Annotated in this window: 10 protein-coding genes; all 10 read right to left on the bottom strand. The window is 60.8% G+C overall.

Annotation, left to right across the window (positions count from 1 at the left end):
- Nucleotides 1-124: 124 nt before the first annotated feature.
- Entirely contained in the window at nt 125-463 is a 339-nt protein-coding gene (locus tag AC3ZU9_RS05320) for a GlpM family protein (protein ID WP_012722472.1), read from the bottom strand.
- Nucleotides 463-1812 carry a two-component response regulator AauR gene (aauR, locus tag AC3ZU9_RS05315; protein ID WP_012722473.1) on the bottom strand — a complete coding sequence of 450 codons (1350 nt, stop codon included), beginning with the start codon at nt 1810-1812 and terminating at the stop codon, nt 463-465. Before aauR ends, AC3ZU9_RS05320 begins: the two co-directional genes overlap by 1 nt.
- A complete protein-coding gene (gene aauS, locus AC3ZU9_RS05310; protein WP_490090393.1) occupies nt 1809-3710 on the bottom strand; it encodes a two-component sensor histidine kinase AauS in 1902 nt (633 codons plus the stop codon). Before aauS ends, aauR begins: the two co-directional genes overlap by 4 nt.
- A 231-nt stretch (nt 3711-3941) precedes the next feature.
- Complete coding sequence (locus AC3ZU9_RS05305) at nt 3942-4676, bottom strand: amino acid ABC transporter ATP-binding protein (protein ID WP_012722475.1); 735 nt, start codon at nt 4674-4676, stop codon at nt 3942-3944.
- Nucleotides 4673-5344, bottom strand: a complete 672-nt coding sequence (locus AC3ZU9_RS05300; RefSeq protein WP_012722476.1) for an amino acid ABC transporter permease — start codon at nt 5342-5344, stop codon at nt 4673-4675. The genes AC3ZU9_RS05305 and AC3ZU9_RS05300 overlap by 4 nt, the downstream gene beginning before the upstream one ends.
- Nucleotides 5344-6090 (bottom strand): amino acid ABC transporter permease, encoded by a 747-nt coding sequence (locus AC3ZU9_RS05295; protein ID WP_046034435.1) that lies wholly within the window; start codon nt 6088-6090, stop codon nt 5344-5346. The genes AC3ZU9_RS05300 and AC3ZU9_RS05295 overlap by 1 nt, the downstream gene beginning before the upstream one ends.
- Nucleotides 6091-6285: 195 nt before the next feature.
- On the bottom strand, nt 6286-7212 hold the full coding sequence (locus AC3ZU9_RS05290) for a glutamate/aspartate ABC transporter substrate-binding protein (protein ID WP_010212760.1): 927 nt from the start codon (nt 7210-7212) through the stop codon (nt 6286-6288).
- A 304-nt stretch (nt 7213-7516) separates the two neighbouring features.
- Nucleotides 7517-9055 carry a glycerol-3-phosphate dehydrogenase gene (gene glpD, locus AC3ZU9_RS05285; RefSeq protein WP_490090392.1) on the bottom strand — a complete coding sequence of 513 codons (1539 nt, stop codon included), beginning with the start codon at nt 9053-9055 and terminating at the stop codon, nt 7517-7519.
- Between the two features lie 303 nt (nt 9056-9358).
- The gene (locus AC3ZU9_RS05280; RefSeq protein WP_017526345.1) at nt 9359-10114 is read right to left on the bottom strand and encodes a DeoR/GlpR family transcriptional regulator; all 756 of its coding nucleotides are present in this window, start codon (nt 10112-10114) and stop codon (nt 9359-9361) included.
- Between the two features lie 83 nt (nt 10115-10197).
- Nucleotides 10198-11703: a glycerol kinase GlpK gene (gene glpK, locus AC3ZU9_RS05275; RefSeq protein WP_046034437.1), complete on the bottom strand. Its 1506-nt coding sequence runs from the start codon at nt 11701-11703 to the stop codon at nt 10198-10200.
- Nucleotides 11704-11784 lie beyond the last annotated feature (81 nt).

Genomic DNA, 11784 nt, shown 5'->3' with positions numbered 1-11784 from the left:
TGACACACCTCAATTCAAATGTGGGAGCTGGCTTGCCTGCGATTGCGGTATGTCTGGGCCAGATGAGTTGACTGATACACCGCTATCGCAGGCAAGCCAGCTCCCACAGTTTGATCGAGTTGTGTCAGGTGTGGACGCGTACCCAGATGCTGACCAGGACGGTTGCGGCCATCAACCAAGCGACAGCCGCAACGGCGAGTGACGCTTCCAACCGCATCCGATCCACCATCACATACAACGTCGCCAGGTACACAAAGTACGGAATGATCGACCACATCCCAAACAGGATCGTGGTCTTCAAGTCGTCCACCGAACGGCCCTTGCCGACGATGTAGTGGGCGATCAGCGCAAAGGTCGGGAACAGCGGCACCAAGCCTGCGATGTAATAGTTTTTGGTTTTGGCCAGGGCGGCCAGGATCAACACCACTGCCGCGCCCAGGGCGGCCTTCAATACCAGGTCCATCAGTGGCTCAGTCCGTATTTCTTGACCTTGTCGAACAGCGTGGTCTTGGCCATCCCCAGTTCCTGGCTGGCCTGGGTCAGGTTGCCGCCGCTGCGTTGCAGGGCATCGTTGAGCAGGTTGCGCTCGAAGGCTTCCACCGCTTCGGTAAACGCCAGGCCTTGGCTGCCGCTGCTGGCGCCGCTTTTCTTGAAGGCGGGCAGGCCGAGGGCGAAGCGTTCGGCGACGTTGCGCAGTTCGCGCACGTTGCCGGGCCAGTCGTGGCTCATCAGGCTGGACAGGGTCTGGTTGTCCAGTTCAGGCGCGGTGCGGTCGAAACGCAGGGACGACTGCTGCAGGAAGTGTTCGAACAGTTGCAGGATGTCTTCGCGGCGCTCACGCAGCGGCGGCAGTTCCAGGGTCACCACGTTGAGACGGTAGTACAGGTCGCTGCGGAACTGGCTGGCGCGGCTCAGTTCATCGAGGTCGGACTTGGTGGCGGCGATCACCCGGCAATCCACTGCCACGCTCTGGTTCGAACCCAGGCGTTCCAGGGTGCGTTCCTGCAACACCCGCAGCAACTTGATTTGCAGGTTGATCGGCATGCTTTCCACTTCGTCGAGGAACAGCGTGCCTTCGTGGGCGTGTTCGATCTTGCCGATACGACGCTTGCCCGCGCCGGTAAAGGCGTTGGCTTCGTGGCCGAAAATCTCGCTTTCGAAGAGGTTCTCCGGCAGCCCGCCGCAGTTCAGGGCGACGAACTGGTGCGAGTGACGCCGACTGAAATCATGCAGGCAGCGCGCGACCAGTTCCTTGCCCGTTCCGGTCTCGCCTTCGATCAGCACGTTGGCCGAGGTGTCGGCGACGTTGGCGATCAGCTCGCGCAGGTTCTGCATGGCCGGCGAGCGGCCAATGATGCGGCCTTCCAGCGAATCACGCTCGGCCAACTGGCGGCGCAGCGACCAGACTTCCCGCGCCAGCCCGCGCTGCTCCAAGGCACGACGGGCGACGTCGACCAGGCGTTCGGGGGAGAAGGGCTTTTCCATGAAGTCATACGCGCCGTTGCGCATCGCGCCGACCGCCATGGAGATGTCGCCATGCCCGGTGATCAGCACCACCGGCAGGCTTTTATCCAGGGCCTTGAGGCGTGTGAGCAACTCCAGGCCGTCGATGCCCGGCAGGCGGATATCGCTGATCACAATGCCGGCGAAGTTCTCGCCGATGCGTTTCAACGCCTCTTCGGCACTGCCCACGCCGACGCTGGGAATATCTTCCAGGGCCAGGGCTTGCTGGCAGCCGAGCAGCACATGGGGGTCGTCTTCGACGATCAACACGGTGAGGTCGTCTTTCAGGGCTGTAGCGTCTGTATTCATGTCGACTCAGCTTTTTGAGCGCCCGCCAACGGCAGGCACAAGACAAAGGCCGTTCCACCACTGGCCGGGTGTTCCACGGCAAGGTTGCCGCCGGTGGCCGCCGCGAGGCTGGCGGACAGGGTCAGGCCCAGGCCCAGGCCCTGCTCGCCGGGTTTGGTGGTGAAGAACGGTTCGAACAAATGCTTGCGGGCCTCGGGGTCGATGCCATGGCCATTGTCGCGCACTTGCAGGCGGTATTTGCCATCGACGGTGCTGCCTTCCAGCCACAGTTCCGGGGCTGGTTGGGCTTGCATGGCGTCGAGGGCGTTGCCGATCAGGTTGACCAGGATCTGCTCCAGGCGCGTCTGGTCGATTTGCAGTTGGGCGTTGGAAAAGTCGCGATGCAGGGTCAGCGGCAGGCTGTCCAGGCGTGCGCCGAGTACCTGGAACGCGGCGTCCACCGCCTTGGCCAGGCTCGCTTCGCCTTGATCGTCACCGCGTCGGGCAAAAGAGCGCAGGCTGGCGGTGATGCGGCCCATGCGGTCGATCAGTTCGTTGATGGTCTTCAGGTTGGCGCTGGCGGTGTCCAAGGCGCCGCGCTCAAGGAAGCGCACGGTGTTGCCGGACAAGGTACGCAACGCGGCCAGGGGCTGGTTCAGTTCATGGGCAATGCTGGTCGACATCTGGCCGATAGCCGCCAGCTTGCCGGCCTGCACCAGCTCATCCTGGGCGCGACGCAGGGTTTCCTCGGCCTGGCGCCGTTCGCGGATCTGGCCCTTGAGCCGTTCGTTGCTGGCGCGCAAGTCGGCGGTGCGTTCGGCAATCCGTCGTTCCAGCTGGCTGTTGGCTTCCTGCAGGGCTTCGCGCGCGGCGAGGCGCGTGGCGATGACTTTACGCCGCTCGTTCCAGGCAATCAGCAAAAACGCCACCAGGCCAAACGCGACGGCTACCAGGATGCCCTGGTTGATCGCGGCGCGGCGCAGGTCGTTGAGCGGGGTGAGCAGGGTGAAATTCCACGGCGTGTCGTTGAGCGGTCGGGTTTGCGCCAGGTAGCTGACTTCATGCTCGTCATTGACCACTTCGCTGTTGGCCGGGAAGGTCAGTTTCTCGCTGACTTCGTTGAGGCGCTCGCGGGCCAGGGGTTCCAGCTCGTTCAAGGTTGCCCAGTAATATTGCAGGCTGTGGGCCAGGCGTTCCTTGGTGTCATCGCTCAGCGGGCGTACGGCCTTGAGGCGGCGGACCGGGTCGCTGGAGAGGATGATGATGCCGTTCTCGTCGCTCACAAACGCTTCGAGGCGGGCGCGTTGCCAGCGTTCTTCCAGGGCTTCGAGGCGCACCTTGACCACGGCGACGCCGATGATCTTGCCGTGCTCTTCCAGGCCGTGGGCCAGGTAATAACCGGGTTCGCCGTTGGTACTGCCGATGCCATAGAAGCGGCCGGGCTGGCCACGCACGGCGTTCTGGAAATAGGCACGGAAGGACAGGTCTTCACCTTGGTAACTGTCGGCATCGCGCCAGTTACTGGTGGCCAGCACGCGGCCGGTGGTGTCCATCACGTAGATGGCCCGACTGCGACTGCGTCGGTTCAGGCCTTCGAGGTAATCGTTGACGGTCTTGCGGGTTTCCTGGTTCGGGTCGGCCAGCAGCGTGGAGACGCTGGACTCCAGCTCCAGCAAGCTGGGCAGGTAGGTGTATTTGCTCAGTTCGCTTTCGACGGTACGGGCATGCAGCTCCAGCTGGCGTTCGCCGGTGTCGCTGAGGGTGCGGATGCCGTAGTACTCGCTGATCCAGAAGCCGATATAACCCAGGCCAATCATCAGGGCGACGATCAACGGCGGCAGGAACAGTTGGCGGATCAGACGTGGTTTCACGGCAAGTGATGGCGGTGCGGCGCGAAATTGGTTGGGGTCGCATTTCATCACAGATGCCTTGGGTCAGCTAGCAATGTGAATACAGGGATCTTTGGTTGGGAAGGCTGATTGTGGCGAGGGAGCTTGCTCCCGCTGGGCTGCATAGCAGCCCTGAAAACTGACGAGCGCAATTCTTCAATGGAAAAATCAGTCGCCTGTTTTGGGGCCGCTTCGCGTCCCAGCGGGAGCAAGCTCCCTCGCCACAGACAAGCCTCTCAGCACTGCCTGTATTCACCGCACTTAGTGCTGCAGGATTTTCTCAAGGAAGTGCTGCGCGCGTTCGGAGCGGGCGCTGATGTCGCCGAAGAATTCTTCCTTCGGGCAGTCTTCGATGATCTTGCCGGCATCCATGAAAATCACGCGGTCGGCCACTTTGCGGGCGAAGCCCATTTCGTGGGTCACGCACATCATGGTCATGCCTTCGTGGGCCAGTTGCACCATCACGTCGAGCACTTCGTTGACCATTTCCGGGTCGAGGGCCGAGGTCGGTTCGTCGAACAGCATGACGATCGGGTCCATGGCCAGGGCGCGAGCAATCGCCACACGTTGTTGCTGGCCGCCGGAGAGCTGGCCCGGGTGTTTGTGGGCATGTGCCGACAGGCCGACGCGCTCCAGCAGTTGCAGGCCCTTCTTGGTGGCTTCTTCCTTGCTGCGGCCAAGCACCTTGATCTGCGCGATGGTCAGGTTCTCGGTGATGGTCAGGTGCGGGAACAGTTCGAAGTGCTGGAACACCATGCCCACGCGCGAGCGCAACTGCGGCAGGTTGGTCTTCGGGTCGGCAATCGAGGTGCCGTCGACGACCACGTCGCCCTTTTGGAACGGCTCCAGCGCGTTGACGCACTTGATCAGGGTGGATTTACCCGAGCCAGACGGCCCGCACACCACGATCACTTCGCCTTTTTTAACCTCGGTGCTGCAATCGGTCAGCACCTGGAAGTCGCCATACCACTTGTTGATGTTCTTGATAGAGATCATACGGCAAACCTTTTTTGCAGACGCTTGACCAGCAGCGAGGCGGAAAAGCTGATGATGAAGTAGACGACACCGGCGAAGATCAGGAACTCATTGGAGCGGCCGATGATGTCGCCGTTGGAACGGGCGGAGTTGAGGAAGTCCACCAGGCCCACGGTGTAGACCAGCGAGGTGTCCTGGAACAGGATGATGCTCTGTTGCAGCAGCAACGGGGTCATCTTGCGGAACGCCTGGGGCAGGATGATCAGGCGCATGGTTTGGCCATAGGTCATGCCCATCGCCTGTGCCGCCGCCATCTGGCCCTTGGGGATCGACTGCACGCCGGCCCGCACGATTTCGCAGAAGTACGCGGCTTCGAACATCATGAAGGCCACGACGCAGGAGGTGAACGCACCGATCGGGGTGTCTTCGCCGGTGATCCAGCGCAGTACGAACGGCACTGCCAGGTAGAACCAGGTGATCACCAACAGCAGCGGGATCGAGCGGAAGTAGTTCACATAAGCGCCGGCCACCCGCGACAGCAGTTTGCTGGAAGACAGGCGCATCAGCGCCAGGATCGTACCCAGCGCGATACCGCCGACCACGCCCATGACCATCAACTGCAAGGTCATGACCATGCCGTTCCACAGGCCCGGGATGGCGGGGATGATGCCGCTGAAATCGAATTCCATTATTTACCCCCCACGGAGATCAGGCCGGGCACGGCGACTTTCTTCTCGACCACGCGCATCAGCAGCATCAGGCTCATGTTCAGGGTGAAGTAGATCAGCGTAGCCAGGGTGAAGGCTTCAAACAGGTTGGCCGAGAACTCGGCGGTCTGTTTGGTTTGCGCCAGCAGTTCCATCAGGCCGATCAAGGACGCCACGGAGGAGTTCTTGAAGACGTTGAGGAATTCCGAGGTAAGCGGCGGAATGATGATGCGGTAGGCCTGGGGCAGCAGCACGTTCCAGTAGATCTGCGGCAGCTTGAAGCCCATGGCGCGCGCGGCGGATTCCTGGCCACGTGGCAGCGCCTGGATGCCGGTACGCACTTGTTCACACACACGGGCGGCGGTGAACAGGCCCAGGCACACGACAACGCTCAGGTAGGCCGAGGTGGTCGGGTTGAGGTCTTGTTTGTACCAGTCCTGCAGGTTCTGCGGCAGCATGTCGGGTACCAGGAAGTACCAGATGAACAGCTGAACCAGCAGCGGCACGTTACGAAACAGTTCCACGTAGCAGGTCGCGATGCCCGATACGAGGCGGTTTGGCACCGTGCGCATGACCCCCAGAATGGAGCCCAGCAGCAAGGCGATAATCCATGCCACGACGGCGATGGCGATGGTCCAGCCCAAGCCGGCGATGTACCAGTCGAGATAAGTCTCGCTGCCCACGCCGGTGGACTTGAAGAACACGCCCCAGTCCCAGTTGTAATTCATTAGGGTCTCCCCTCGAGATCGATCGATGTACAAGCACCCGCTTGGGGAAAATCCATTCCCGCCCGACGATGAACGCCAGGCACACGCGATCGGCTCGAAAACCGCCAGGTCGAGTGTTCCAAAAATAAAGCCAGCAGGTAGTAACAGACGCCTGAGGGAGGATTGGCTCCCTCAGGAGATAAGCTTAGTCAGGTATCAGATTTTTACGTCAGGCGCCGGCTTGTCGCTTGGGTTAGCGATCAGCTCCTTAACCTTGTCGCTCATCGGGAAGTTCAGGTTCAGGCCTTTTGGTGGGATCGGGCTCTCGAACCACTTGCTGTAGATCTTGTTGATTTCGCCGGATTTGTACAGGGCAACGATGGCGTCATCGACCGCTTTCTTGAAGGCCGGGTCGTCTTTACGCACCATGCACGCGTAGGCTTCGAAGGACTGCGGAGTACCGGTGATGACCCAGTCGTCCGGCTTCTTGGCCTTGGCTTCTTCACCGGCCAGCAGGGCGTCGTCCATCATGAAGGCAACGGCGCGGCCGCTTTCCAGCATCTGGAAGGATTCGCCGTGGTCTTTGGCGGAGATGACGTTCATGCCCATCTGCTTGTCGGCGTTCATCGCTTTGATGATGCGCTCGGACGTGGTACCGGCGGTGGTCACGACGTTTTTGCCTTTCAGGTCAGCGAAGTCGGCGTAGCTCGGCTTGCCGTCCTTGTCTTTCTTGACCAGCAGACGGGTGCCGATTTCGAAGATGTTGACGGTGAAATCAACTTGCTGGGCGCGTTCGGCGTTGTTGGTGGTGGAGCCGCACTCGAGGTCCGCAGTGCCGTTCTGGATCAGCGGAATACGGGTTTGCGAAGTGACCAGGTTGTACTTGGCCTTCAGGTCGGGCTTGTTCAGGTCTTTTTTCAGTTGCTCGACGACGGCCAACTGAATGTCGTGGGAGTAGCCCACGGGTTTGCCCGAACCATCCGCGATGTAGGAAAACGGAATGGAGCTGTCGCGGTGAGCGAGAGTGATGGTGCCGGAGTCGTTGATCTTCTTCAGCGTGCCGGTGAGTTCAGCGGCAAACACTGGAGTGCTGATCAGAGCGGCAGCGATAGCTGCGCCCAGAATATGGGGAACGATGCGCATCAATACTTCCTCGACATTTGTTTTTTTTATGAAGCCGGCTAAACGGCTCTCTTGTACAGCGAATGCCCGTGACGGCTCCTGAGGCGTCTCAGGCAATCGTCCAAGAGTGTAGAGCATGAGTCGTGCCAGGCCAGGATTAAAAGGTTAATTGGTTGATTTTTAAGAGGATTAACTTTGTATGACGGGTAATTTTTAATCCTTGGGTCCGGCAAACCGAATACGCCGGGGTGCGGTGTTCGGAAAACCGAATGCCAAAAAAAGCCCCTGGACCTTACGGCGCAGGGGCTTTTGTGGGCGTGAGCTGTCAGGCAGCTTCAATCTTGCTGCGGTTCTGCTCAACTTTGGACAGGTAGCGCTGCACGTTGTCCTGCTCTTGCGGGGTGGTGAACAGGCCGAGCTTGGTACGGCGCCACAGTACGTCCTTAGGTTGGGTTACCCATTCTTCGGCGCAGAGGTAATCGACCTCACGGGTGTACAGGCCGCCACCCAAGTGGTCGCCCAGGTCGGCCAGCGATTGCACGCCTTCCAGCAGGCGCCAGGTGCGGCTGCCGTAGGTGGTGGACCAGCGACGGGCAATCTCGCTCGGTACCCAGTCAAATTTGTCGCGAATGGCTTCGGCCAGGGCTTCGGGCGTGGTCATGTCTTCGCCACCGGGCAGGCTGGCCTTGGCGGTCCAGCTTGGACGCATCTGAGTGAAGTACGGGGCCAATTGCGCCATCGCCGACTCAGCCAGCTTGCGATAAGTGGTCAACTTGCCGCCAAACACCGACAGGATCGGTGCCTCGCCCGTGCCGCCGGACAGCGCCAGGGTGTAGTCGCGCGTAATAGCCGACGGGTTGTCCGACTCGTCGTTGCACAGCGGGCGCACGCCGGAGTAGGTGTGGACGATGTCGTCGCGGCTCAGTTGTTTCTTGAAGTGAGCGTTGACCACCTTGAGCATGTAGTCGGTTTCACCTTCGGTAATCGCCACTTTTGCCGGGTCGCCGGTGTATTCACGGTCGGTGGTACCGATGATAGTCAGGTGATTCAGGTACGGAATGGTGAAGACGATGCGCTGGTCTTCGTTCTGCAGGATATGCGCGTGGGCGCCTTCGTACAGTTTCGGCACGATCAGGTGGCTGCCTTGGATCAGGCGGATGCCGTACGGTGAGTCCAGCTTCAGGTCGTCCTTGATGAACTTGGCGACCCACGGGCCGGCGGCGTTTACCAGGGCGCGGGCGCGGATCGAGAACAGGCTGCCGTCGGCGCGTTCCATGTTCATTTCCCACAGGCCCTTGCTGCGGTGTGCGCTCACGCAGCGGGTCTGGGTATGGATGTGCGCGCCTTTTTCGCGGGCGGCCATGGCATTCAGCACCACCAGGCGGGCGTCATCGACCCAGCAGTCGGAATATTCGAAGCCTTTGGTGATTTCGCTTTTGAGCGGGCTGTCAGGGCCGAACTTGAGGCTTTTCGAACCGGCCAGTTTCTCGCGCTTGCCCAGGTGGTCGTAAAGGAACAGGCCGGCGCGGATCATCCACGCCGGGCGCAGGTGCGGGCGGTGTGGCAACACAAAGCGCATCTGCTTGACGATGTGCGGTGCTTTGGCCAACAGCACTTCGCGTTCGGCCAGGGCTTCGCGCACCAGGCGGAATTCGTAATGTTCGAGGTAGCGCAGGCCGCCGTGGATCAGCTTGCTGCTGGCGGAAGAGGTGTGGCTGGCCAGGTCGTCCTTTTCGCAAAGGAATACCGACAAACCGCGACCGGCTGCGTCTGCTGCAATGCCGACGCCGTTGATCCCGCCACCGATTACGGCAACGTCGTAGACTTCGGCAAGCGGTGGAGCAGGCAAGGTAGAAGGGTTCATCGGCTGGCCTCGCGATCTTTTTCGTATTGGAATTCGAACATTAATGTTCATTTGCGAAAATGGTAGCTGATAAACGCGGGCACAGCCACCCAAGTTCGATTGAAAAAACTCATCGAAGGGCGGGAAAAGGAAAATTTGTGAACATCAATGGGGGGTGGAGCTACTTTTGTAGTGAGCGGGCTTGCCCCGCGCTGGGTGGCGAAGCCGCCCTAAACCCAGGCGTCGCCGTCGCTCAGATGCACTGCGGTGGCCTTATTGGGGCGGCTTCGCCACCCAGCGCGGGGCAAGCCCGCTCACTACAGGTCACACTACTTCCAATCTGACCTTATGCTCATTCAACAATTGCACCAGCGCTGGCACCGGCTGTTGATCGGTCACCAGACAATCCACCAAACTGATCGGCCCCAAGCGAATCATGGCGTTGCGCCCGAATTTGCTCGAGTCCGCCGCCAGGATCACCTGACGGGCATTGGCGATAATCGCCTGGGAAACCCGCACTTCCTGGTAGTCGAAATCCAGCAGGCTACCGTCTTCATCGATCCCGCTGATGCCCACCAAGGCAAAGTCGACCTTGAACTGGTTGATGAAGTCGACACTCGCCTGGCCCACCACACCGCCATCACGGCGCACATTGCCGCCGGTCAACAACACATCGAAGTCGTCCTTGGCGCTGAGCATGGTGGCGACGTTGAGGTTGTTGGTGATGATTTTCAGGTGGTTGTGGTTGAGCAACGCACGCGCGATGGATTCGGTGGTGGTGCCGATATTGATGAACAGCGAGGCGTGATCAGGGATTTGCGCGGCGATGGCTTCGCCGATGCGCTGTTTCTCGTCGCGCATCTGGTCGGCACGCATGGCGTACGCGGTGTTTTCGACACTGGAGTCATAGGCCGCGCCGCCGTGGTAGCGGCGCAGCAGATTGGCGTCCGCCAGCTGGTTGATATCGCGGCGGATGGTTTGCGGGGTGACAACGAACAGCTGCGCCATTTCCTCGATACTGACGTAGCCGCGTTCGCGGACCAGCTCGAGGATTTGTTGTTGGCGGGGAGGCAGATTCATGGGGCGTCCTTTGGGCTGCCATACAAAAGTGGCCCATGATGACGCAGGAATCCGCTCCCTGCCAGTTACAACCTGACGTTGGCTTATTCAGCGCCTTCGTGCGGCTCCCAGTCACGGGTGCGGCTGACCGCTTTTTGCCAGCCGGCGTAGAGCTTCTCCTTGGCGCCCTCGTCCAGCTGCGGTTCGAACTCGCGCTCGATCACCGCCTTGCCGCGCAACTCATCCAGGCTGCCCCAGAAGCCGCACGCCAAGCCGGCCAGGTAGGCCGCGCCCAATGCGGTGGTTTCGCGCATTTGCGGGCGCTCGACCTGGGTGCCGAGGATGTCGGCCTGGAACTGCATGAGGAAGTTGTTGGCCACCGCGCCGCCGTCCACGCGCAGGGCCTTGAGGCGTTCGCCCGAATCCTGCTGCATGGCGTCCAGTACATCGCGGGTCTGGTAGGCAATCGACTCCAGGGCGGCACGAATGATGTGATCCACGCGTACGCCACGGGTCAGGCCGAACAACGCGCCACGGGCGTAGGGGTCCCAGTACGGAGCGCCCAGGCCGGTGAAGGCCGGGACCAGGTACACGCCGTTGCTGTCCTTGACCTTGCCGGCGAAGTATTCGGTGTCGGTGGCATCGGCGATGATCTTCAGCTCGTCACGCAACCACTGTACGGTGGAGCCGCCGTTGAATACCGCGCCTTCCAGGGCGTACGCCACTTCGCCACGCGGGCCGCAGGCGATGGTGGTGAGCATGCCGTGGTTGGATTTCACCGCTTTGTCGCCGGTGTTCATCAGCAGGAAGCAACCGGTGCCGTAGGTGTTCTTGGCTTGGCCGGCTTCGACGCACATCTGGCCGAACAGCGCAGCCTGTTGGTCACCCGCGATGCCGCCGATGGCGATGCCGCTTTTGGTACGTCCGTAGATTTCCGAGGACGACTTCACTTCCGGCAGCATTTCGCGCGGTACGTCGAGGATCTCCAGCATCTTCGCATCCCACTCCAGCGTGTGGATGTTGAAGAGCATGGTGCGCGAGGCGTTGGTGTAGTCGGTGACGTGGGTCTTGCCGCCGGTAAATTTCCAGATCAGCCAGCTGTCGATGGTGCCGAACAGCAGTTCACCGTTACGCGCACGCTCGCGGCTGCCTTCGACGTTGTCGAGGATCCACTTGAGCTTGGTGCCGGAGAAGTACGGGTCGGTGACCAGGCCGGTGGTGTCATTGATGTATTGCTCGTGGCCGTCGCGTTTGAGCTGCTGGCAGATCTCAGTGCTGCGGCGGCATTGCCAGACGATCGCGTTGTAGATCGGGCGGCCGGTGACTTTGTCCCACACTACGGTGGTTTCACGCTGGTTGGTGATGCCGATGGCGGCGACCTGGTCATGGTGCAGGCCGGCCTGCGCCAGCGCTTCGACCATCACTGCGCTCTGGGTCGCGAAGATTTCCATCGGGTCATGCTCTACCCAGCCCGCTTGCGGGTAATGCTGAGTGAATTCACGCTGGGCGGTGCAGACCACGTTGGCGTCGCGATCGAAGATGATCGCGCGGGAACTGGTGGTGCCCTGATCGAGGGCAATGATGTAGTTCTTATTCTGAATGTCGGTCATGTCGATTGCCTTAGACGGAAAATAAGGAAGTAAGGAATCAGCCGGGTCCGCAAAGGGGCAGTGCGGGCCCGGCCGGCGGTA

It is taken from the genome of Pseudomonas sp. A39, assembly GCF_058145955.1.
The sequence above is the reverse complement of the archived record's forward strand: the minus strand, read 5'-3'. Positions and strand labels throughout refer to the sequence as shown.